25 protein-coding genes and 1 riboswitch are annotated in these 22,232 nt (G+C 34.6%); of the genes, 8 read left to right on the top strand and 17 right to left on the bottom strand.

The annotated features are described in order from the left end of the window. The first annotated feature begins 7 nt into the window (after nt 1-7). Nucleotides 8-448: a YaiI/YqxD family protein gene (locus tag CER22_RS16725; RefSeq protein WP_088609204.1), complete on the top strand. Its 441-nt coding sequence runs from the start codon at nt 8-10 to the stop codon at nt 446-448. 86 nt (nt 449-534) lie between these two features. Here CER22_RS16725 and CER22_RS16730 read toward each other — a convergent pair whose 3' ends face one another. The 9 genes from CER22_RS16730 to CER22_RS16770 form a co-directional block, all read right to left on the bottom strand. Further along, nucleotides 535-849, bottom strand: a complete 315-nt coding sequence (locus tag CER22_RS16730) for a DUF3892 domain-containing protein (protein ID WP_088609205.1) — start codon at nt 847-849, stop codon at nt 535-537. A 63-nt stretch (nt 850-912) separates the two neighbouring features. Next, the gene (locus CER22_RS16735; RefSeq protein WP_088609206.1) at nt 913-1,908 is read right to left on the bottom strand and encodes a sensor histidine kinase; all 996 of its coding nucleotides are present in this window, start codon (nt 1,906-1,908) and stop codon (nt 913-915) included. Further along, nucleotides 1,905-2,576 carry a response regulator transcription factor gene (locus CER22_RS16740; RefSeq protein WP_088609207.1) on the bottom strand — a complete coding sequence of 224 codons (672 nt, stop codon included), beginning with the start codon at nt 2,574-2,576 and terminating at the stop codon, nt 1,905-1,907. Before CER22_RS16740 ends, CER22_RS16735 begins: the two co-directional genes overlap by 4 nt. Nucleotides 2,577-2,610: 34 nt before the next feature. Next, a complete protein-coding gene (locus CER22_RS16745; protein WP_088609208.1) occupies nt 2,611-3,597 on the bottom strand; it encodes an alpha/beta fold hydrolase in 987 nt (328 codons plus the stop codon). A 106-nt stretch (nt 3,598-3,703) separates the two neighbouring features. Then, nucleotides 3,704-4,528 (bottom strand): DUF2785 domain-containing protein, encoded by an 825-nt coding sequence (locus tag CER22_RS16750; protein ID WP_088609209.1) that lies wholly within the window; start codon nt 4,526-4,528, stop codon nt 3,704-3,706. 127 nt (nt 4,529-4,655) lie between these two features. After that, the gene (locus CER22_RS16755) at nt 4,656-5,327 is read right to left on the bottom strand and encodes an AAA family ATPase (RefSeq protein ID WP_088609210.1); all 672 of its coding nucleotides are present in this window, start codon (nt 5,325-5,327) and stop codon (nt 4,656-4,658) included. Nucleotides 5,328-5,386: 59 nt separating this feature from the next. Continuing rightward, the gene (locus tag CER22_RS16760; RefSeq protein WP_088609211.1) at nt 5,387-6,130 is read right to left on the bottom strand and encodes a metallophosphoesterase family protein; all 744 of its coding nucleotides are present in this window, start codon (nt 6,128-6,130) and stop codon (nt 5,387-5,389) included. Nucleotides 6,131-6,143: 13 nt separating this feature from the next. After that, the gene (locus CER22_RS16765) at nt 6,144-7,082 is read right to left on the bottom strand and encodes an aminoglycoside phosphotransferase family protein (RefSeq protein WP_088609212.1); all 939 of its coding nucleotides are present in this window, start codon (nt 7,080-7,082) and stop codon (nt 6,144-6,146) included. Nucleotides 7,083-7,098: 16 nt separating this feature from the next. Further along, entirely contained in the window at nt 7,099-7,896 is a 798-nt protein-coding gene (locus tag CER22_RS16770) for a VOC family protein (RefSeq protein ID WP_088609213.1), read from the bottom strand. A gap of 98 nt (nt 7,897-7,994) precedes the next feature. Between CER22_RS16770 and CER22_RS16775 the strand changes: the two genes are divergently transcribed. After that, nucleotides 7,995-9,005 (top strand): sulfite exporter TauE/SafE family protein, encoded by a 1,011-nt coding sequence (locus tag CER22_RS16775; RefSeq protein ID WP_142293497.1) that lies wholly within the window; start codon nt 7,995-7,997, stop codon nt 9,003-9,005. A gap of 39 nt (nt 9,006-9,044) precedes the next feature. Here CER22_RS16775 and CER22_RS16780 read toward each other — a convergent pair whose 3' ends face one another. Continuing rightward, a complete protein-coding gene (locus CER22_RS16780) occupies nt 9,045-9,494 on the bottom strand; it encodes a GNAT family N-acetyltransferase (RefSeq protein WP_088609215.1) in 450 nt (149 codons plus the stop codon). Nucleotides 9,495-9,880: 386 nt separating this feature from the next. Beyond that, nucleotides 9,881-10,073, top strand: a riboswitch (Lysine riboswitch). 112 nt (nt 10,074-10,185) lie between these two features. On the opposite strand from CER22_RS16780, the gene CER22_RS16785 reads away from it, so the two are divergent. From CER22_RS16785 to CER22_RS16800, 4 genes are all read left to right on the top strand, one after another. Then, the gene (locus tag CER22_RS16785) at nt 10,186-11,652 is read left to right on the top strand and encodes an amino acid permease (protein WP_001083377.1); all 1,467 of its coding nucleotides are present in this window, start codon (nt 10,186-10,188) and stop codon (nt 11,650-11,652) included. Between the two features lie 113 nt (nt 11,653-11,765). Next, nucleotides 11,766-12,071, top strand: coding sequence for an iron-sulfur cluster biosynthesis family protein (locus tag CER22_RS16790; RefSeq protein WP_060487256.1), 306 nt, complete (start codon nt 11,766-11,768; stop codon nt 12,069-12,071). 33 nt (nt 12,072-12,104) lie between these two features. Next, complete coding sequence (locus CER22_RS16795) at nt 12,105-12,875, top strand: DNA alkylation repair protein (protein WP_088609216.1); 771 nt, start codon at nt 12,105-12,107, stop codon at nt 12,873-12,875. A gap of 307 nt (nt 12,876-13,182) precedes the next feature. Beyond that, complete coding sequence (locus tag CER22_RS16800) at nt 13,183-13,944, top strand: class I SAM-dependent methyltransferase (protein WP_088609217.1); 762 nt, start codon at nt 13,183-13,185, stop codon at nt 13,942-13,944. A gap of 49 nt (nt 13,945-13,993) precedes the next feature. Here the strand turns inward: CER22_RS16800 and CER22_RS16805 are convergent, their stop codons facing one another. Then, nucleotides 13,994-14,851, bottom strand: a complete 858-nt coding sequence (locus CER22_RS16805) for a PhzF family phenazine biosynthesis protein (protein WP_088609218.1) — start codon at nt 14,849-14,851, stop codon at nt 13,994-13,996. A gap of 208 nt (nt 14,852-15,059) precedes the next feature. Then, on the bottom strand, nt 15,060-15,245 hold the full coding sequence (locus CER22_RS16810; RefSeq protein WP_088609219.1) for an antitoxin VbhA family protein: 186 nt from the start codon (nt 15,243-15,245) through the stop codon (nt 15,060-15,062). A 225-nt stretch (nt 15,246-15,470) separates the two neighbouring features. On the opposite strand from CER22_RS16810, the gene CER22_RS16815 reads away from it, so the two are divergent. Then, a complete protein-coding gene (locus tag CER22_RS16815) occupies nt 15,471-16,094 on the top strand; it encodes a cephalosporin hydroxylase family protein (RefSeq protein ID WP_142293498.1) in 624 nt (207 codons plus the stop codon). Nucleotides 16,095-16,127: 33 nt separating this feature from the next. Here CER22_RS16815 and lepB read toward each other — a convergent pair whose 3' ends face one another. Together lepB and CER22_RS16825 are read right to left on the bottom strand one after the other, a co-directional pair. Next, a complete protein-coding gene (gene lepB / locus CER22_RS16820) occupies nt 16,128-16,649 on the bottom strand; it encodes a signal peptidase I (protein WP_088609221.1) in 522 nt (173 codons plus the stop codon). A gap of 82 nt (nt 16,650-16,731) precedes the next feature. Beyond that, on the bottom strand, nt 16,732-18,885 hold the full coding sequence (locus CER22_RS16825; RefSeq protein WP_088609222.1) for a peptidoglycan D,D-transpeptidase FtsI family protein: 2,154 nt from the start codon (nt 18,883-18,885) through the stop codon (nt 16,732-16,734). A gap of 279 nt (nt 18,886-19,164) precedes the next feature. Between CER22_RS16825 and CER22_RS16830 the strand changes: the two genes are divergently transcribed. After that, nucleotides 19,165-19,746, top strand: a complete 582-nt coding sequence (locus CER22_RS16830; RefSeq protein ID WP_088609223.1) for a hypothetical protein — start codon at nt 19,165-19,167, stop codon at nt 19,744-19,746. A gap of 55 nt (nt 19,747-19,801) precedes the next feature. Here CER22_RS16830 and CER22_RS16835 read toward each other — a convergent pair whose 3' ends face one another. The 3 genes from CER22_RS16835 to CER22_RS16845 form a co-directional block, all read right to left on the bottom strand. Further along, entirely contained in the window at nt 19,802-20,530 is a 729-nt protein-coding gene (locus CER22_RS16835) for an NAD-dependent protein deacylase (RefSeq protein WP_142293499.1), read from the bottom strand. A gap of 75 nt (nt 20,531-20,605) precedes the next feature. Continuing rightward, nucleotides 20,606-21,253 carry a pyroglutamyl-peptidase I gene (gene pcp, locus CER22_RS16840; RefSeq protein WP_088609225.1) on the bottom strand — a complete coding sequence of 216 codons (648 nt, stop codon included), beginning with the start codon at nt 21,251-21,253 and terminating at the stop codon, nt 20,606-20,608. A gap of 15 nt (nt 21,254-21,268) precedes the next feature. Next, nucleotides 21,269-22,231, bottom strand: a complete 963-nt coding sequence (locus CER22_RS16845; RefSeq protein ID WP_088063875.1) for a DUF979 domain-containing protein — start codon at nt 22,229-22,231, stop codon at nt 21,269-21,271. Nucleotide 22,232 lies beyond the last annotated feature (1 nt).

Genomic DNA, 22,232 nt, shown 5'->3' on the forward strand with positions numbered 1-22,232 from the left:
GATAAAAATGAACATTTACGTTGATGCAGATGCTTGTCCTGTAAAAGATGTAATTATTTTTGAAGCTACGAATGCAGAAATCCCTGTAACCCTCGTTACTAGCTTTTCTCATTATTCTAATGCTCAGCAGCCTAAAGGTGTGGAAACAATTTATGTTGATTCCGGAGCAGATGCTGCAGATTACCGAATTATGCAATTAGCTCAAAAAGAAGATTTAATCGTAACACAAGATTACGGTCTTGCTTCGCTCGCTTTAGCAAAAGGCTGTATCGTGCTACACCATAAAGGCTATAAGTATACGAATGATAACATTGAACAATTGTTACAAACACGGTATTTAAGTGCAATGGTTCGAAAAAGCGGTAAGCGTACAAAGGGACCAAAACCATTTACAGCAGAAGATAAAGAGAAATTTAGAGCGCTCTTTAAAAGTATGATTGCACTTTAAAAATGAACCGTCTATTTGCAAGGAAAACTTCGCAAAACAAAGAAGAGAATATCGAAATGAACATTCTCTTCTTGAGGTTTACCCTTTTAAAATGAAGGTAAATTATCTAAGTTATTTTCCTTTATTCCATCAGGTTCACTACGTATAATATCTCTACCATACTTATGAAATACGTCCACATGAGCTAACTTCCCTGATTTCGCTTCACTAAGTGCAGCCATATAATCTAACTCTCTTCCGCTACTTGTTTTAAACGCTATTAAATCACCATCATTATTTTTACGGACGGCAACAATTTGTTCTGCTCCTGAATTGACTTCATGGTCTACTTCAAATTGAGCTTGCCCTTCTCCTTGATGTAAGTAATCATTATAAACTTTTTCAAAGTCTTTCTTGTCCATAACATACACCTCCAACACATTTTATTAGTATGGTTGGGAGATGGTGGTTTTATGTAATTTGCTCTAAACTTTAGTATTTTCAAATGAAAACATAGTACCCCCACTATTTGATTGTAAAGTGTATTTTACATCGAACATCTTTGATATATCTTCAATATTTTTCAAACCAAGTCCCGTACCTTTACTGTTTATATCAAACCCAATCCCATTATCTCTAAAGGAAACAATATCTTCATCTATAATAATTTTGAGTTTTTTAGCTTTAGAATGTTTAAGGACATTTTGAAAAATATTATCAAATAACCTTTGCATCCATAACTCATTACTATTCCATATCAACTCTTTATCTTGTAGATTATATGCTAATTCAATTTTATGAATGCTATACAAATAGCTCCATTTTTTAATCATATTTTCTATTAAATTATGTATATTAACTTCATCATTCACAATATAAGTATTCTCTAAGGTCTCTGTAGATTGAATATTAAATTCGTTAGTTAAATCACTTATATATTGTATCTGCTCATACATTGATTCAAGTACTGGTGCTTGTTCCTTGTACTCACCTTCTAAATAATATAATTGTAATCTGACTGCTGTTAAGGGTGTATTAATATCATGCCGTAATTTATTTAATAGTTCTTTTTTTATTTGTTCCTGTTGTTTTAGTTCTAATTCTCGATAAGTTGTTCTTTCTATAAGCAAATTTACTGATTTAATCAGCTCTCCCATTTCATCATCACTTTTAACATTTATTATATTAGGGATTTTTTTATCACTTGCTAAATCTCGAATCGTTTGATTTAATACATTAATTTTATTTAATACTGTGTTAATCGATTTTGAAAATACAAAAGCTAATATTAATAGTGATAATAAAAATATGATTAACATCGTAGGATATGCATAGGATTCGTGAAAAGGAATGTTCTTATTTTTAGTTTTAAAGACAACATTATAAATAACTGATACAAAGATACTAATTGACAATAATAACAGTGGTACGCTAATAATAGTGGAGAGTAATAGTAACTGATATTTTTTCTTTAAGTTCATTTCTTCATATAGGTATTTAGTCTATACCCTTCTCCATATATGTTCTGAATAATATCACCCGTTTTATCATCAATTTTGGTCCTGATTTTCTTTATATGTACGTTCATGATATTTTGATTTCTATCTTCAAGTTGCCATAGGTAATCATAGAAGTGTTCTTTCGATAAAATTCTATCTCTATTTTCATATAAATAGAAGAATATTTTACGTTCGATTGCTGTAAAAGCAACTTCATTACGCAAATCATTAATGAAAACTCTTTTATATTCTGCATCTATAAATAAATGGTTAATTTGCGTGAATGTACCATATTGATTATCTAACATTTTCTGAATCCTTAACAACAACTCTCTAGGATCAAAAGGTTTTATCATGTATTCTTCTCCAATAGTCAAACCTTTTAGTTTACTATCCATATCATTCCTAGCTGATAGAAATATAATTGGAATATTTAATCCTAGATTTTTTATTTTCTTTGTAATTTGATAACCATCTTCGCCTGGTAACATAACATCCATTATGACTAAATCTATTTCATGAATTACATCAAGAACTTTCCTTCCCTCTTTTTCCCAACACACATTATACTTCTCGCGCTGTAAAATTTTTTGTAATAATTCTCCTATAATCAAATCGTCTTCAACAATTAATATGTTATATACTTTCATTATGTAGACCTTTCATCACTAAAATAACAATAGCTTAGTTCTTCATTACTTTATTCTTAATAAAGTCCATAGTAAATTTGTATATTTCATCAGGAGCGTATAAATAAATGCTATGTGTACCTTCAATTATTTTTACATCAGCTATTAATAACTTGCTAGCAAACTCCTTATAATCTTCGTTTTTTTGCTTTGTATAATTCGAATCTTTATATTGCCTAGCAATCGCATCTATAAATAACATTGGTGTTTCTTTTGGGATCGATAAGGAATTTGATTTTTTACTGTTATTGTAGCTTTGTAAAAGTTCTTGCTTCATATCATCATTAAAAGCCCTCTTATACGTAAGCGCTTTATAAATATCTTTTTCCTGTTCGTTTAAAAAGGATTGACGAATGACTTCGGGATTATAAGTAATAGAGGGAGCTAATCTCTGAAAACCAAATTTCGTTAAAATATTCATCCCTTTTATTTTTAATGAATCAAGCATACCTATTTTATTAGTTACGTACTGTTTAGGTAAACCAATATCTAACGCAATAATCCCTTTTACTTCACTTGGATATTTTTGTGCCCAATAAATAGCCTCTATTCCCGATAGAGAGTGTGGTACTAAAATGTAAGGTGGTTTATTTCCACTTCGAATAAGCGCTTCTCTCGTTTGTTCTAATATCGTATCAATATCTCTATCATCTTGAAAAACGTCACTGTATCCATAACCCGCTCTCTCAATTACAGAAATCTTGTTTTCTTTTGAAAATTTACTATATAAGCCTTTCAATTCATAAACAGGAGCGGCAATTCCAGATCCGGCCATAAATACAAATGTATCCTCCCCGCTCCCCTCATTATAAATATTCACTTTTTTATTATCGAAATTAACAAGTTCACCTTCATTCTTCATTAATTTCGATTCGATTTTTAATTGATAGTTATGATATATAAATACAGCGCCTGTTCCAAAGAAAATCATACTAATACACATTAAAAATATTATTTTCACTGACTTCAATAATTTTTTCATTTGACACCCCTTTCAACCTATATTGAAAGGGTACAATATAAAAATAAATTTCTAATAAATTTTTCAAAATTAATATCTATTCATTGTTTCTAAGGATGAATCACTTTTAATACCTACGTAAACCCTTCAAAGTCTCCAATATATCATCTGTAAAGGCTGTACTACCTTCTGTCTCTAAAACTCTGAAATAAAAACTTCTTAGGAAAGTTCTAATATTTTGTACTAAAATAGCATGCTGCGGATGTCGAATGTCTTCAACAGTTGCTATACTGTGTAACCAGTTGCTCCACTCTTCTTCAGTTAAAAGATTTTGGTTACGTAAAGACATAATCGGCTTTACTAATCGCTCATCTTCAAAGTGCACATACACGTAATCACTTAATCGAACCTTCTGACGAACAGCTGCAAGAATCGCATATGAAAACTCACGATTTTGTATAGTACGTGCTAAAGCATCAAGTGCATCAGCAGCGTGTGCTGTAGAATGTGCCCAACCTTTTCCTTCTACGTAACCTCTTACATCTTCTTCTAAATATACATATTCCAACACTTGTTCTGCCACACTGTACAGTTGTTCTTCAGATAAAAGTGGTTCTCTTTCATGAACAGATAAAATAAGTGGTGGAATTAGTACGGAGAATGCACGTTTAAATATAGAGTCTGTGCCCTTTTCACCAATTTTATAAAATAAATAATCAGGACTAATTGCTTGTAACATTAATCCTCGTAACTCTTTTTGTCTAAATACATCATTTGTAATCCATGTGTGAAGCGTACTATAAATTAAATCATCACGTAATTCAGCATCAGGTGAACCGATATAATCTAACATCCACTGCGCATATGGATATGCATCTACGTCTTCTGGTACAGCATAATTATTATTTTTAATTTGTAGTAGTTCTTCTTTTAGTTCTAGTACTTCTGTCATTTTTTTATCCCCTTTTTTACAGTTTTTTAATTGCCCTATCCCCCGTTTTTTACTTCTTAAAATTAATTTAATTATACGAGAATTATAACTTTAAATAAAAGTCTATACATATACTTTTGATTGTGTATTACTTTCGCTCATGAAATATAACTTCTGGATTTGCTAAATCACTATTCCGAAATACAGCATCCGCACACTCTTTCGGATTATGCTCTTCTATATACATCTTACAAGCCGCATGATACCTATTCAAAAATATCTTCTCTGCTTTTTCATAACTTCCAAAAGCCTCAGTCTCGCGCTTTGCACCACGTTTTCTTGCAATCTCAAAATCTGCATCTACGAAAATTTTATAATCAAATAAATGCGCAACGTCTTTTTTCAATAGAAATGTTCCATCTACTATGAGTACCATATTGGGCTGGGCCCTTAACGGCTCATTATGTACAGGGATATCCGTTATTAAATTATGAGAAATCGTTTCATATTGTAAATTCCCGTTAGGTCCTAAAGGATTTAATAACCTTTCTTTAAAAGCCGTATAATCGTGTGCATCTTCGTAATACCCTCTTGCTGATTCTTTACCTTGTGCATAGCGAATCGCTCTCTGATGATGAAAATCATCAATGCTGGCGCGTGTTACTGGTAATCCTCGTTTTTTTATTTCTTCCGCTAGTTCGTTTGCAAATGTTGTTTTTCCTGACGCTGTTATACCGCTTACACCAACTCTTGTTGGATGGGTTAAGTTTAGCTTCAATATGTGATCTACAATTTCTTTGATTCGTTGTTTTCGGTTCATGATATTCCTCCCACAAACAGTTTACATAACATTATTATGAGTGGTATTTTATAATTGACTTACTTTCCCTTAAACCCTCGATATAAAGCAGTCCGTAATTCTTGTTTGTATTCTTCAATTTCTGGCATATCGAGTTCTTCTGCTAGTCTGATAGCTAATTCAATATCATACGGTACACGTACGAGTTGAATGGAAAAGCTTGCTGCTTCTTTTTCATTGTAAGTTCCTTCGAATATTAAATAAGAAGCTTGTGTAATTTCAAGAGGATTTCCTATGCTACCAGCATTACATAATGTTTTCCCTCTAAAATTTTGAACGAATGCTTGGTGAACGTCACCGTAGCAAACGACATCGGGTTTTCTTTCCCCTTCTATATTCTCTGTGAGCTCACTATTTTCGAACATACTAATACGCTCTTCTCTTGAGGCATGTGGTTGAATTCTTTCATATAAACTTCTCGGTGATGCGTGGAACATACGAATCAGTTTGCCGCTCATAAAAAATTCGATTGAAAACGGTAAGCTTCTTAAATAGTCATTTTGTTCTTCCGATAGTTGTTTTTGATGCCATTTTAATGCCTCAAATTCAGTCGGTTTTGTAATGAAATCATCCCAATTTCCCATTACAACTCCATCACATTCTTTACGAATGATTTCAATCACTTCGCTAGAATGAGGGCCTTTTCCGACTAAATCTCCAAGACAAATGATGCGCTCAATTCCTCTTAATTTAATATCTTGCAGCACAGATTCTAAAGCTGGAATATTACCGTGAATATCTGAAATTACCGCTATTTTATCCATATGAATCCCTCCATTACTTATTGTTTATTATATCCTCATGTTGTGATTGATACCATTTTGGAATATAGGATGAAAAATTGTTATGATCTTCTAAAATTCCGTTCAATCTTTCCTTCATATCATCTACTAAATGTGGCGTGCTTCGGTTTGTCCATACGATATCAGCTGGGAATGTCATTGCTGCATATAATGAGTACAGCTGCCAAAAGTGAAGTGACGGTTCGCCTCCACAATAACCGTGAACTTGTCCAACCGCAAATGGTTTACTTATTCTTGTAGTAAAGATCGCTACGTTATAAAAATCATGTATTGGATCGCCAAAATCATATCCACCAAAATCGATAACGATAAACTCTTTATTATGAATCATACTATTTGCTGGATGGAAGTCATCGTGTAAAAATGTGATTGGGCGATTTTTCAATAATTGTTTATGCTCCCCTACAAAACTTAATACTGGCTTCAAATCAAGGAAGTCTATTTCATAGTTTGCTAACGCTTCTACGTATCTTTCGTATTTATTCCATCGAACCGTTTCCCATTTATTACTTGCACTTTCTCTTTCAATTGAGTGGATTCTCTTTAATACTTCTCCTGCTTTTCTTCCTGCATAATACTGTTCTTCCACCGATAGTTTCCCTAAACCTTCTTCACCATTTACACCTTGGATCCATTCAAATACTTGAATACATTTATTTAAATCCTCCAGCTTTATAAAATGAATGAACTTAGGCGTAGGAATATGTAATAACTCTAATTGTTTCATATACGTATATTCTTCTTGTTTACGTTCAAAATGAACGGCATCACATATTTTCACAAAATATGTCACTCTATTTTCTAATTCTATTTTATATTTCTCTTCATGTGAAAAACCTTTTGAAATAGCTGTACACTTTGTAATACGAGGCCATTCTAGTTTTCTCTCTATCTCTCTAAGTATTTCTTCCACTATGTTCACACCTCTATCAATATATGTACAAACTACCTAACACTTCATGCTCTCGTTTATTTTCCCCATTACACTCCACTGCAAATGGATATTCGCCATGATGATTCAAACGTTCTAGTACTAACCCTTCTCCTTTTGGTTCACAAAACTGCACATGAACATCACCAAATGATACGCTTTGACACTCTGCATTCCATTCTTCATTTTTAACGACCTGGCTTGCAGTTAGCCCCATTACTTCTTTCCATTTCAGTACTGTTTCTCGAACATTTTTCACTGCGTAATGAATCGTTTCAATTTGTTGTACTTTGTTTTTATGTTCAGTGATCGTCCCTATGTTACGTAAATCGTTTCTTCTTTCTTCATCCGTTTCATTCCATTGTATAAAGAATGGTAATTTCGGTCCGTTTTCCTCTTGCTTTACAAATAACATTTTCCATTCTAAAAGGCGGCCATCTTTTCTCATACGTTTCCCTTCAAATGGTCCTATCGTATGTAAACCTTGCTTACTAAACTTAACTGCTAGGTCTTCAATGGCATCTGCTCGAATTGCGATTTGTAGCATTCCTTCTCCGTCTTGTAATTTCACTACTGTTTCTTGTACTAATGGATTGTCTGCTTTCTTCGCTTTTTCTTCATGCTGAATTGCTAAAAATTCTATATAGGATAAATCAAAATAACATAAACTATTCCAAGTACCCCAGGTCGTATGCTCTCCGCCTAGTGCAGTATGAAATCCACGCTCCTGCATTTGTTTCGCCGATTCCTCCGGTGTACCATGTACTGCGTGTACGAGATGATCAAATCGTAACATGTCTTTCTCCCCTTTCTCTCCATCCTTTTATTGTATATTTTATTTTTCTTTCATTCAATTCAAAAAACTTTAAAACCCAGTTGATTTATACGATTAATATGTATTATAATGAAACAAATTTAATTATTGCTGATTGGAAAAACCAAAGGCACTTTTCTCATACGGGAAAAGTGCCTTTTTCATTTATTATTACAGGGGGATTATTTATGCAGAAATTAATTGTCTTTGCTATTATTGGATTTTTCGCTCAATTGATTGATGGGGCGCTTGGAATGGCGTACGGGGTAACATCTACCTCACTATTATTAATGTTTGGTATCGCACCGGCTGTAGCTTCCGCATCTGTTCATTTAGCTGAGGTGGTTACAACCGCCGCTTCTGGTGCATCTCACCTCAAATTTGGAAACGTTGATAAATATACCGTTTCCAGGCTTACATTGCCAGGAGCAATTGGTGCATTTATTGGAGCATGTTTTTTAAGTAATTTACCTGGCGATGTAATTAAACCGTACATTTCCGTATTTTTATTTACTTTGGGGGTTTATATTTTATTACGATTCCTCATTCAAAAACAAATTGTTACTTCAAATAAGCGTATGTCTGCTAAACAGCTTGTTCCGCTTGGCTTATTTGCTGGATTCGTTGATTCAACTGGTGGTGGTGGCTGGGGTCCGATTACGACACCTGTGCTTTTGGCAAGAGGAAATGAAGCTAGAAAAGTTATCGGATCTGTAGATACGAGCGAATTTCCTGTTTCACTCGCTGCAACAATCGGCTTTTTCATTTCTCTTGGCTGGGAACAAGTAAGCTGGGTTTGGGTATTTTCTCTTATGCTCGGTGGTATCGTTGCCGCACCGATCGCTGCATGGTTAGTGCGCATCGTTCCTTCTCATTTACTTGGCGTATTAGTTGGTGGCCTTATTATCTTTACAAACATTCGTACATTGCTTACTACATTTAAAGTTGATCCAACTATTATTTCACTTTCTTACGTGGCAGTTGGCCTTGTCGTTATTATTTCTATTTTCATTGCTGTTCGCAATCATTCCAAGCGTTCTGACGCGCCGACAGCTGGATATCCGAATGATCAAAAACAAATGCTACCATAACGATAAAAATACCGCCCGATATACGTCGAGCGGTATTTTTTATTTTTCTATTTTCCAATTGATCATCGTTTCTGTAGTGCCAGTTCTCTTCATATGTAATTTCTCTAATACACGAATCGAGCTTTCATTTTCAAGAAGTGTCTCCGCAATAATCGTTTCTACCTCTCGTGTTTGAAAAGCCCAACTTATTAATTCTCTTACGGCTTCTGTCGCATACCCTTTATTCCAATATTTCTCAATAAATCCGTAACCAATTTCTACTGTATGTTCCTCATTTGGTTTCCCTTTAAATCCTATATCACCTAGAACGATGTCATCTTCTTTGCGAATGACATACCACGCCCCCCAAGGTAATAAAGCCTGATTTTGTTTTACATTTTCTACATGCCCTACAATATGTGGACCACTATTAAATCCTTGCTCGTTAGCAACTTGCATACTCTCTTCTGTACACGGTACTATATAGAGCCTTTCTGTTTCTAATTTCATGTTGATTTCCCCTTTTCAATTAAACAATACTTCAATTTTACCATAAATAAAAAGAATATTCATTCTATTCACCGGATTTATACTTATTCTTTGAAACGAATTTAAGGAATAATCCTCTTTTGATAGTTATGTCGAATTATATTTTCAGAATTTTCTTTTATTTTTAAAGGGTTTTTTAATATTTTTTGCGAAACATTTGTATAACAATTTCTTTCTTTATTTTTTGTTACATAACAGTAGGTTTGGGTGGAGTTTTGCAAACGTTTCCTATACAATAACCGATATTTTTTGACTTTTCCTAACAAAATATCTTGCAATATATTCAGAAAGTCATTACAATTGCCATATATTAAAAATCTTAGCAATATATCAAATCCTCATCAATCCGATGAGGTAGAGGTTGCGACTTTTATGAGTAAAACGGACGAGACACAGAGAATGTCACCGACTCCGTTTGAAAGGAAAAGTTGCCGAAGTTTATATTTCTTCTCTGGAATTATGAGCTGGGGCTGTCTCCGAAAGGAACAGAACTGTCACGTTTACAAAATTACCGTGTAAACGTGGGGTGCTATCTTAACAGAAGGGTATGATGGGGTGGTTATTTGTGAAACGTCCCGCCAAATTCCTTTGGCGGTTTTTTGTATTTTTCTCCCCCGTTCCTTCCTATCTTACAAGAAAAGGAGTGTTGAACATGAATAGCGCAACGAATCAAGCTACCTCTAAAACGCAAACTACACAAGGACAAGGTGAATTAAAACGTGGATTAAAATCTCGTCACCTTACGATGATTTCTCTCGGTGGTACAATCGGTACCGGACTATTTCTTGCCAGCGGTGGTGTCATCCATTCAGCTGGACCTGGTGGCGCATTAATTGCATACGCCGCAATCGGGATTATGGTTTACTTTTTAATGACAAGCTTAGCTGAACTCGCAGCTTACATGCCTGTTACTGGATCTTTTAGTACTTATGCAACAAAATTTGTTGATCCGTCCCTTGGCTTTGCACTTGGATGGAACTATTGGTATAACTGGGCCATTACAATTGCTGCTGAACTCGCTGCTGTAACATTAATTATGAAATTTTGGTTCCCAGATACCCCTTCTCTTATTTGGAGTGGATTATGTTTAGCTATTATTTTCCTTTTAAACTATTTATCTGTTAAAGGGTTTGGTGAATCTGAATATTGGTTCGCACTTATTAAAGTAGTTACTATTATTATCTTTTTAATTGTCGGCTTCATGATGATTTTCGGGATTATGGGCGGCGAATCTGTTGGCTTTAAAAACTTCACTGTTGCAGATGCGCCATTTAATGGCGGCATTATGGCAATTATCGGTGTATTTATGGCTGCTGGGTTCTCCTTCCAAGGAACTGAATTATTAGGAGTTGCTGCTGGTGAAACTGCTGATCCAGAGCGTAACATTCCAAAAGCAATTCGCTCGATCTTTTGGCGTATTCTTTTATTCTATATCCTTGCGATTCTCGTTATCGGTTTATTAATTCCTTATACAACTGAAAGCCTTGCCGCAAGTGATGTTACAGTAAGTCCATTTACACTTATTTTTGAAAAAGCAGGCGTTGCCTTTGCTGCTTCTGTTATGAACGCTGTTATTTTAACGGCAGTACTATCTGCTGGTAACTCTGGAATGTACGCATCAACTCGTATGCTTTGGGACTTAGCTCGCCAAGGTAAAGCACCGAAGTTTCTTGGTAAATTAGATAGCCGCGGTGTACCTGTTAACGCATTAATCGTAACGTCAATTGTTGGTAGTATCGCTTTCATTGCTTCCTTATTCGGTGACGGTGTTGTATACATTTGGTTATTAAACGCATCTGGAATGTCTGGCTTTATCGCATGGGTCGGAATCGCAATTAGTCATTACCGTTTCCGTAAAGCATATATCGCTCAAGGTAAAGATTTAAAAGACTTACCATATAGAGCAAAATGGTTCCCGTTCGGTCCAATCTTCGCATTTGCACTTTGTGTCATCGTAATTTTAGGACAAAACTACGGCGCATTCATGGGCGAAGCAATCGATTGGAACGGTGTACTCGTTTCTTACATCGGTTTACCACTCTTCTTAGTACTATGGTTAGGATATAAATTTACGAAGAAAACGAAAGTGATTCCACTTGATAAATGTGAATTGAAATAAAGTGAAACGAGCAAACAAATATGTTTGCTCGTTTTTTATTCCCATGCTTCTCCCTTCCCTATTCCTCCTGTTTTTGCAATAATAAAGGAAATATACATAAAGGTTGGGATACCATGAACATTCGCATTACTGATGAAGCAAAAGCAGCTATACATAGATTAGAACGTGAAGACAAAAAAATCATTCGCATTAGAGGAACAATGACAAACTCTTGCAGTATTTTCGTTGATGTTGATTTAATTTGGGATACATATGATGCAGATGATGTTGTATATGAAGATGCTGAGTTTATCGTACAAATGGATTCATTTACGAAAGACTACACTGGTGATACGGTGACACTTGATTATAAAACGACAGGTTTTAGTATTACGACTCCGAGTGAGACTTTAGTTTATGGGTTGTCGATTAAAAAATAAAAATTATTTTCAGCTGATCAATGAGGTGAAAAAATGGGTAATTATGTTCCGTTAAAATTTTTATTTAATGAAGAATTAGTAGAAATAATGGCTGATTCTATTTGTAAACACGATCCTAATTTCTCTAAAAGAAACTTCGTATCTCCCGTAACATGTAAAGTTGAAAATTTAGAGTTAAAAGAGCGTATAGAAGTAATAGCAGATGAATTACACGATGCATTACAAAAAGATTTTAATGCAGCAATACATATTTTACTGAAAACATTGGGGCCAGAAAACACAACAGAAGTAGGCACATTTACAAACGGATATATGTACATGCCTTTTGCAAAATACGTTGAAAAATATGGGCTTAACGATTTTGAAACCTCATGTAACGCCATGTATGAAATAACAAAAAGGAATACTGCTGAATATGCCATTCGGCCTTTTCTCGAAACATACCATGAAGAGACACTACACATATTACAACAGTGGATTCATGACGAAAACAGCCACATTAGAAGATTAGTTTCCGAAGGTACAAGGCCCAGACTTCCTTGGGCTAAAAAAATAGGAGCTCTGAAAGGTGACTTTAAGAACAATTTACAGCTTCTTGAACCATTAATGAATGATCCTTCTAAATATGTCCAAAAATCAGTAGCCAATCATATTAACGATATTACGAAAGAAGATAAAGAACTCGTTTTTCAATGGTTGCAGCAGTTACGTGATAAACAGCATCCGGTTAATCCTTGGATTATAAAACATGGGTTAAGAACGGTGATAAAAAGTGGTAATTTGCCAAAAGATTTTTCTTTTTAAGTACTTTATACAAAACCGCTTATACTTCATTTTTGAAGTATAAGCGGTTTTCTCTTTCAAACATTACCCTTGTCTTAAAATATTTTGAAACATTTTTGGCTTATTTCGTTTAAACAACTACCTTCCCTACTAACTTCAAAGGATTTCCACTCAATTATCCCGAATATACAAATAACCACTCTAACAAGGAGCTAATTTATATGAATCTATTTGAACACGAAACGTAAAACCGTTCCCCTTTAATAAGAGGTCCTCCTTTTTTCTTTTCTCATCATATCATTTACTTACAAAATAGGAGGATACAATTATGAAACGTGATTTATTATTTTTAACTTTATTAGAAAGTGCTAATACAAATTTTAGCGGTTGGGATTTTTCTTTTATTTCAGAAACGGGTCGAATGAAGAGCGAGCCTTTATCGTGGTCATATGGCAGTACAGCTTTCCAACTTATGCAGCATGCAGAATCAATGGTAGATATGGGCACTGGCGGCGGAGAGTTTTTATCTATGTTACAACCGTTCCCATCAACTATTTTTGCGACTGAGGGCTATGCTCCAAACGTGCCGATTGCTCGGAAGAAATTAGAACCTTTAGGGGTTACAGTTATAGAGGTAACAGATGATACTGCTTTACCATTTCAAGATGGTCAGTTTAATTTAATCATAAATCAACATGAATCATATGCTGCTTCTGAAGTAAAAAGAATACTTTCTCCTAATGGAATATTTTTTACCCAACAAGTTGGTGGTCTCGATTGCGCGGAACTGAATGAGCAGTTTAACACACCGCTAAATAGCGAATTTGCAAGTTGGTCGCTTGAAGCGGCATGTTGTGAGTTAAAGGAAAATGGATTTACTATTTTAGAAGAAAAAGAAGAGTTCCCTTTTCAACGCTTTTACGACATTGGCGCTATCGTCTATTATTTAAAAGCGATTCCGTGGCAAATTCCTGATTTTACTGTCGAAGGTTACAATGAGGAATTATATCGTATACATGAAATCATCTTACAAAAAGGTTATTTTGATGTGAAGCAACATCGTTTTATGATTAAAGCGATTCGCGGTTAATCCTGGAGCATATGAAAAAGAGATGGATCTACCATCTCTTTTTTTATTTTCACTCAATATTTTCTATATTTAAACACTTCGTTTCACAGTAATAGCCTTTGCCACCAACATAAACTTTTTCTATTTTATTCTCGCTATCGGTTGCTAATTTAACTAATATTTCGGAAGGCGAGTGTAAAGAATAACCTTGTTCAAATACATAGACTTCTTTTTGTAAGTAGCGCTGTTCATAAAGGTAGCAAGCTAATGCACCGTTTGAAGTTCCAGTCGCTGCTTCTTCATTGATGTCGTATAGCGGAGCAAAGTTTCTGCATATAATTCGATTGTCATTAAAAGTATATAGATGCATCCCGACAACATTATAATACTTGCTGATTTCTTTAATTTTTTCAAAATTAGGTTGCATTGTATGTAATTGTGTTTCGCTTTTTATAGGAATTAAAATATCTTTTAAGCCCGTGGAGACAATTTGAATTGGGTATGTATTGTCTATATCTTTAATGTCAAAGCAGTCGATAAACTCATTTGGAGATATAACATCATAGAATATCGGTTCGTTTTGTTCCATGAATATGATGTCATCTTTTATGGTAATAGTAAGAACACCGCTTTTCGTTTCAATCGTATAGCGATTCTTGAAAAGTTTATTTACATGCATCAGTATCGCGAAAGAGCCAATTGTGGCATGACCACATAAATCAACTTCCTCTTTTGGTGTAAAATACTCAAATTTATAATCAGCAATTTCGGACTCTGATATAAATGCGGTTTCCGCATAGCCCAGTTGTTTGGCTATTGCCATTTTTTGAGTAGTGGTCAATGTATTCTCCATAAATACCACTCCTGCTTTATTTCCACCTTTATGATCCTTGCTAAATGCACTTGCAACATAAACAGATATTTTCATAAGACACCTTCCTTCCTCACTTATAGTAAATTGTAGCATAGAACGTACTACGTATATATATTGTTGGATAAATTCGTCATAAAGCTAGAGACAAACTATTTTTAGCATCTGAACTCTCCGAAAATAGTTTGTCTACAGTCTGAGAGATGGATTTACCATCTCTTTTTTCCCGTTTATTTAACAAAAGTTCGTGGTGCCTTTTAGATTGTTAAGTAAGTTCACGCCTTGCAATCGCATCAGCTAATGCGATAAATTGCTCATGCGTTATCTTTCCTGTTACCTTCGCTTTAATAATTCTTTCCATTTCTTTTGTAATAATCATACCCTCTATTGCTAGACTTGCTTTAGCTTCTTCGATAGCTTCATTTAGTTCTTCCTCACTTTTGAATACCATAATTTAAGTTATCTCCTTCACATCATTTTCATTTCCTTTTCTAATGAAGCAAATTGTGTACTTATACATACATCCATTTCCTTTCCTTTACACATGAGTTATTTAGCTTATTTTTAAGTAAAAACACTCGCCTTACAATTCCTTACTACATAATATATAGTACAACTTTCATACGTAAGCACTTTACGTAAAGCGAAAGAATCCTTTTTAGAAAGGAGAATTAACATCGATACTATAAGCAATGAATTTCTAAAACTTTATTACGACAGCAACGTTTGGTTACATGATACACACTGGCTCGGGGTTCCGATTTGTAAACTTCCCTCTGACCTTTTTTTGTACCAAGAGATCATTCACGAATTAAAACCCGATTTAATTATTGAATGTGGAACCTTCTATGGTGGTAGCGCACTATATTTAGCTTCTATGTTAGATCTAATTGGAAAAGGTCATGTACTTACTATCGATATATTCCCACAACCAAATCGGCCGTCACATAATCGGATTACGTATTTAACAGCTTCTTCTGTTTCTGTACAGGCCGTCCAAACAATTTTAAGTATGCGCAAACCTGATGATGTGATTTTAGTTATTTTAGATTCTGATCATAGTAAAGAACATGTCTCAAAAGAACTTTTACTATACAAATCTATTGTAACAAAAGGCAGTTATTTGATTGTAGAAGATACAAGTATTAACGGCAATCCCCTCTCTCCTGATTGGGGCCCTGGTCCAATGGAAGCTGTAGAAGAGTTTTTGACTAAAAATAACAATTTCATAATCGATGAATCCAAGCATAAGTTTTTCATTTCATTTAATCCAAAAGGTTATTTAAAGAAGTTAAAGTGAAACTTTAATAAGTGGGGTTTTGTATAACCCCACTTATTCTAGGATCTTCATTTTTGAAAAAGGATAATATACAAATTCCACTTTGCCTACTATATTATCTTCTTCAATATATCCTAGGCCATTTCGACTATCTCTACTAAGTTCACGATTATCTCCCATTACAAATAACTTATTTGGCGGGATTTTTGTCTTTTGAAAGTTATAAAACACTTGCGTATTATTAAATAAATCTTTATTTGTATACGGTTCTTCTTGCTTTTTATCATTCACATATACTGATCCATTCGTTATGTTAATTACGTCACCAGGAAGTCCTATTACTCGTTTTACATAATATTTCGACTCATCCTCTTCCTTTATAATGACAATTTCTCCGTGCTCTAAATTTGAAAAATGTACTGCTGCTTTATTTACAAATACGTAGTCTTCTTCATATAAAGTCGGTTGCATCGATTTCCCTTCCACTTTACATAAAGTAAAAGAATGATAGGCTACTACCAAAACAAACAAGAAGAGTATGTATTTCCCCCAGCCTCTTTTAATCTCTTGTTTCATATCCATTCCCACCTTATTTAAACGCTTTTCAACTCAAAAAATATATCACTGCACAATAAGTTTCTGTGCAGTGATACTATTTTTACTGGGCCTTGTTCGGCTGTTCTACTGGGACTGGATTTCCACCCGCTCTTTTCGCTTTCAATTCAAAATATGAATCCAAAATCTCTTTACCAATCGCGGAATTAATTCCTGATTTGTCATCATTCACCCAAGGTACAACAACTGAAAAAGCAACTTCCGGATCAGCATCATATGGTGCATAACCGGCAAGAGTTAAATTATAACATTTTTTTCGGTTATTGTTTTCATCTCTTCCAATATCACTTTCTCCACCGTATACAGTTTCAGCTGTTCCTGTTTTTCCAGCTGGTTTATACGGTAATCCTTTAAACGTTGCAGTACCTGTTCCGTCAGTTTCTTGAAAAACTCTTCTAAATCCTTCTTTTACATGATTAATGTATGAAGTGTCCATATCCACTCGATTTAAAATAACTGGTTCAATAGACCGAACAACTTTTCCAACATCCTCTGGTCTATGTGGTTGCTCTCTCACTTCTTGTACAATTTGTGGTTTCATTCGGTAACCGCCGTTTGCAATTGTTGAAATATACTGAGCAAGTTGCAGCGGTGTATATGTATCGTACTGTCCAATCGCATAATCAAGTAAAAAACCAGGTATGTTATCCGTTCTACCCATTTGACCAATCGATTCATTCGGCAAGTCAATTCCAGTCGGTACACCTAATCCGAACTGTCTAAAATAGTAGCGCATTTTATTAAATGTCTCTAGTTTAATGTCTAACGGATTGTTTGGTACATAATTTATACCTGCCATTTTTAATGCTGTATTAAACATGTAAACATTCGATGAAACTTGTAAAGCTCTTAAATCATCAATATCACCAAAGTCTTTCCACGATTTCTTTGGTTTAGAACTTCCTTTAAAATACATTGGTGCATCAAAGAAGTGCGTATACGGCTTAATTGCTTCAGTTTGATATCCGGCTAATAACGTAGCCCCTTTCACAGTTGACCCTAACTCATAAGAACTTGTCATCGTTCCTAAAGCGAAGTCTTCTATTTGCATGCCACCATCTTTATTTACAATTTTCTTTCCACCCATTGATAAAATTTGCCCGTTTTTCGGGTTCATCATTACGACGAATGCACGATCCATCATTGGCTCTGCAGAATGAAATGCTCGTAAATTCTTTTCAAGACTTTCCTCTACTTTTTTCTGTAACTCCATATCAACAGTTAACATTAAATTATTTCCGCTTTTTCCTTCAGTCACTTTTTCCGTCCGAATAATATTCCCCGCTTTATCCGTAATATTTTTAGACTGTTCTTTCGTTCCATGTAATGCATCTTCGTACTGTTTCTCGATATAGCTCTTACCAATGCGATCATTTCGGTTATAATCACGCACTAAATAATAATCTAACTGTTCTCTTGGCAAGCCCTCATTTTCAGTAGAAACGCTACCAAGTATGGAACGAAGTATTTTATCATTTGGGTATTCACGTTCCCAATCGACTGTCGTATCCACTCCTGGTAAACTTGCCAATCTTTCACTTACGATTGCATATTCATTTTGACTTACATCTTTTTTAACAATTTGCGGCGTCATTTTATATCCCGCATTCATCCTACTTTTAATTGCTAGTACTTCTAGATCCTCTTTTGATAGTTCGCTTAATTCTTCTGGCGTAATTCTTTCACGGCGCAACTCTTCAACTTTTTTATCTAATTCTTTCCCCTCAATCTCTTGCTTCCTAAATGCACTCTCATCTTCTTTCGTTACTTTTTCTGCTGCTCGTTTTTCATTTAGCTGCATCCAAAAATCTTTTTTATCGGTTTCTGTCAACTTATTGATATCTTCTGGCGACATTTCAATAAGTTGGGCTAAATTTCTTGCTACTTGTAAAACTTCTTTCGAATTTACCCCTTTCATTTTCGTATATGTAACGGTTCGTAGTGGTTTATTATTTACAATCACTTGACCTTGCCGATCAAACATTTTCCCTCTAGGAACAGGAGTGCTTACCGTTACATCTTCCTTTTTGTTCACTTCATTTCTATACGTTTCTCCATCAATAATTTGTACTTTACCTAATTGAATTATAATAGCTGAAAATAAAAGAAAGACGATAAAAAATAGTACATTTAATCGAAATGGAATATGAGTCTTTTTCTTTTTCGATTGTTTCTTCTGCTCCTTTTTCTGTCTCATTTCGCTCCCTCGCTTCATTCTATTAACATTTCTACATAGAACCATTATGTATCAAATTTATTTATATGATATATATAGAATTTTATATTAATTACAAAAGAAATAAAAGATTTAATTTTCAGTATTTTAATTTTATATCCTATTTATTACCATTCCCTTAATTCGGCATAACATGAATTTTCTTCTAACAGAAAGAGTGTATACAATTGTTTTTTTATACCATTCATTTACATTTCTCTGTATACTAACAATAAAAGGCATTACTAAGGAGAAAATGAAATGAAAGGTTCATTCACAATTCATACTAATACGTCATATTGTTTAAACTTTATGATTTATATTCAAAACATTTATCTTAACCAACATGAGAACAAAGAAAATTTGCGGTTTCCTTACACAGCAAGACAATTAAATTTCTCTACTGACCTTGAAGATCATTTCAAAGAATTATGGCATATACTTCGTAAACAAATTGCTAACGACCGATATGATTTACAAATTTTTCATGAGGAAAATAATATCTTTTACGAGAAGCTTTTTGACACTCAATTCTGTAATGAGGAATCCTTTAAAGAAATGCTGTATAGTTTTAAAGTATGGTGGACTAGCATAGTAGGTCAGCATTCATTAGAATGGTCTGTAAGTGAGTATAGTACGCAACTTTATAACGACTTAGTTTTATACTTAAAACAAAACGAAATTGAACCTTTACAACCGCTACACATTAGCTTACTTTATGACGATTGTGTATTCGCTAAAGATAATATTACTTCTTACTCTGCGGTTTTACCTACGAAACACTTTTTTTTAAATTATAGAGATGTGGTTACTACATTATCGACCTGTTTTCATGTGGCTTAAAACAGTAATTATTCAAATAAAAAACTGAGGTGAATACCTCAGTTTTTTTGATAACTTATTTCATTGAAGATAACCCTTCAACAAACTCACCAATCTTATTTTGAAAAACAAAATCAAAGTTATATTCTTGCCCTGTTAACTCTTCATTTACTAAAATTGTCATTGCCCCTATTTCCCTCTTTGCGATTTGTGGGAATGAAGCGACGGGTTGTACTTTTAATGACGTTCCCATAACGATAAGCACATCTGTTTCATATAAACGTTTTATCGCATTTTGATATTGCGGCAATGTATCCCCGTATAAAACAACGTCTGGATTTAAAATGAAATTACACTTCTCGCAGCGAGGCACTTCATGATCAATCATATACTGCAAATCATAGCCCACTTTACACTTCGGACAATGTGCTGTTTGAAGTGTTCCATGTAAATCAATGACATGCTTACTACCGCCTAGTTGATGTAAACCGTCAATATTTTGCGTTAAAATCGTAATATCTTTCCCTTGTTCTTCTAATTCAGCTAAAAAGCGATGGCCACGATTTGGTTTATATTGATGAAACGTATTAATTTGAAATATTTCTTTATAATGCTTCCAAAATTCTTTCGGGCTTCTATTATAATATCCTCTTGATAAATACATCTCCACATTCGCATCAGCATACAATCCATTTGCTGAACGGAAATCGGGAATACCACTTTCCGTACTTGCTCCTGCACCTGTTAACACTGTAATTTTCTTCGCTTTTTCTAAAATTGAACGTACTTCTTCAAATTGTTGCACAAAAATCACCTCTATGTATTTTCCTATACTTATTATACCAGTTGTTTACAGGAGGTGTCGTACGATTCGATTTATTTAATGCGTCGTACCCCCAATTTCAACAATATCCACCTCAACTGTCGTCGTTACCTCAACTGCCAATTCTATCCCTTTACTAATCGTAGAAAGTGACATACTCGGTTGACCTGGATAATTACTCGCTTGTTCTGGTAAGAACGGAATATGAATAAATCCGCCTTTTATTTTCTTATCGCGTTTCTCTAGTTCATGCATGAGACCGTAGAATAAATGATTACAAACGAATGTACCTGCTGTTTGTGAAACGGAAGCTGGTATGCCTTCTTCTTGCACCCTTTTTACAATTGCTTTCATCGGAAGTGTAGACCAATAGGCAGCTGGTCCTTCTTCTACAACCGGTACATCTACCGGCTGATTCCCTTCATTGTCAGCAATTCTTGCATCATCAACGTTAATTGCGACACGCTCTATCGTAATATCTGGTCTGCCTCCAGCTTGTCCAATACATATAATCATTTCAGGGTTTAGTTCTTCTATATACTCTTTTAATACGCTGATTGATTTTTGGAATACAGTTGGTACTTGTTTACTAATAATCTTATATTCTCCCACTGTTTTTTCATGCAAACTTTTTGCGACTTCCCAAGCTGGATTAATGCTTTCTCCGCCGAACGGGTCGAACCCTGTTAGTAATACTGTTTTCATAGTTTTCCCTCCTAATTAGAAACGATATACAAGACCGTACATAATAAACATATTTATAATAAAGATTGAAAGAGCAATTGGTACTTGCGCTTTAATAACTGCATTTTTATCTTTTAGCTCTAAAAGCATTGCTGGAACGATATTAAAGTTTGCTGCCATTGGAGTAAGTAGCGTTCCGCAATATCCAGCAAACATACCGAGCGCGGCCATAATTGCCGGGTTTCCTCCGTGCATTTGAACAATTAAAGGTAAGCCAATTCCGCCAGTAATAACGGCAAACGCTGCAAATGCATTTCCCATTACGACTGTAAAGAGCATCATTCCTAAACAATATGCCATAACAGCAACGAACGGATATTCTGTCGGTAATACTTGTCCGACTAAATCAGAAACGACTTGTCCAACGCCAGACTTTGCGAAAATACCGCCAAGTGCTGCTAACATTTGCGGTAAAATAACAGCCCAGCCGACAGCTTGTAATAGTCTGCTTCCTTCTTGAACAGGCGTTGTTATTTTCGATTTCGTAATACGCATCGCCGCAATGAATGCAAGTAGTGCCCCAAGTGCTAATGCAACTAATGTGACTTTATCCGGATCAACAAGGGATACATTCCCCCATTTAATCTTCCCTAACGTTAACGTACCGATAATTGTAAAAATAGGAATTAATAGTGCAGGCATAAAAATTTTATTTTTTAATTTCTCCGCATGTTTCACACGTTCTTGTACTGGAACTTCTTTCTCCTCTGATTTTGTTACTTTATTTAATGAAGCTAACACGACCATAGTGAGCACGATACAGCCAACATAAAACGAAGGGATTACATTTCCGAATAAAAAGGTAACTGCAAATAGCGCCCAAAATGAGCTAGAACCAAATCGATTTGGATGTTGACGATCAAATGCAATACGAACGGCGATAAAAGCAACGATTATTCCTAATACGTAATAAATTGTATCCATTGTGATGATGTTCATT

This window comes from Bacillus sp. K2I17 (assembly GCF_002209985.1).
GTDB lineage: Bacteria > Bacillota > Bacilli > Bacillales > Bacillaceae_G > Bacillus_A > Bacillus_A wiedmannii.